This window comes from Psychrobacter sp. FME13, from assembly GCF_014861395.1.
Lineage (GTDB): Bacteria > Pseudomonadota > Gammaproteobacteria > Pseudomonadales > Moraxellaceae > Psychrobacter.
In genome coordinates this window covers 1-1091 of the sequence record NZ_RRYV01000314.1, presented here as the reverse complement: position 1 = coordinate 1091, position 1091 = coordinate 1, and the positions used below count along the sequence as shown (strand labels likewise).

Here is a 1091-nt window from a genome sequence, read left to right as displayed (position 1 = left end):
TTATACCAAACCCAACAATTAAAGTTGCGCCCAAGCACGAGCAGTTAACGACCGAATTCTTTGTGGCTGTTTAAGCAAATTATTCCAAGCCAAGCAAGCGGCATCAACAATAGCCTCATAACTGTCATAACAACGATTGGATAACTCATTTTGCTTAAGGTACTGCCATACTCTCTCAGAGGGATTGAGCTCAGGTGAATAAGGCGGTAGTTTAAGCATAGTGACATTAGCCTGATTCAAGCTTGGTTGATGCCATAATGCGCCATCCATCACCACCACCGCATGACGTCCTTTTGGAACGGCTTTACTAATCTCTTGCATATGCAATAACATGGTGTGTTTATTAACGAAAGGCAGTACTAAGCCGACAGCCTTCTTTGTCGCTGGACAAAAGGCACCAAACAGATAAGCGGAATGAAACTGTTGCTGCTTGATCAGTCGAGGTCGCCCACCGCGGTAATGCCAAACTCTGGTCAATGAGCCTTGTTGTCCTATTCGAGTTTCATCTTGAAACCAGATGTCCACTTGATCTAGGCTCACATCAGTAGGCAGTGACGCCTTAACCTGTGCTATAAAGTTTTTTTAAAAGCGTCTTGAGCTTGTGGGTCGGCTTTTGGATGCTGACTACGAGCACTTATCCAACTCATATCAATACGCTTGAGTAGCTCGTAGATACCGTTAACGGTGTAGTGAGCGTTGTAGTGTTCTTTAGCCAATTGCTGAATGTCTTTGCCGGTTAGACGACCGCCAGCGCGCTTTTCTTGTTCAGAGACTATCATGGCTTTAAAAGCGGCTGTGTCTGCTTCTGCCAATTTGCTGTGACGACCTCGACGATGACGATCATAGAGACTCTCAAGTCCTCGTTCATAATATCGCTTCAATGTCCGTCTGGCAGTTTCAGGATGTATGCAGAGGTCTTTGGCAATATCGTTGGTGGCTTTGCCTATACTATATTGGTGTAAGATGAGCAGGCGTAGTCGGGCTCTGGGATTGCGCTCAGTCTTTGAGTGTTTGCCAAAGTCATGGTCTTCTAGGTTATGTATTGGTATAGTCATAAGCGGATTATACTATATATTTTGGGTTTGGTATTA

At 44.7% G+C, this 1091-nt stretch carries 2 protein-coding genes; both read right to left on the bottom strand.

Annotated features, from left to right (window positions below; translation table 11 throughout):
* Nucleotides 1-18 precede the first annotated feature (18 nt).
* On the bottom strand, nucleotides 19-540 hold the full coding sequence (locus EI164_RS16270) for an IS630 family transposase (RefSeq protein WP_192521012.1): 522 nt from the start codon (nucleotides 538-540) through the stop codon (nucleotides 19-21).
* 29 nt (nucleotides 541-569) lie between these two features.
* Complete coding sequence (locus tag EI164_RS16265; protein ID WP_192521011.1) at nucleotides 570-1055, bottom strand: winged helix-turn-helix domain-containing protein; 486 nt, start codon at nucleotides 1053-1055, stop codon at nucleotides 570-572.
* Nucleotides 1056-1091: the final 36 nt, after the last annotated feature.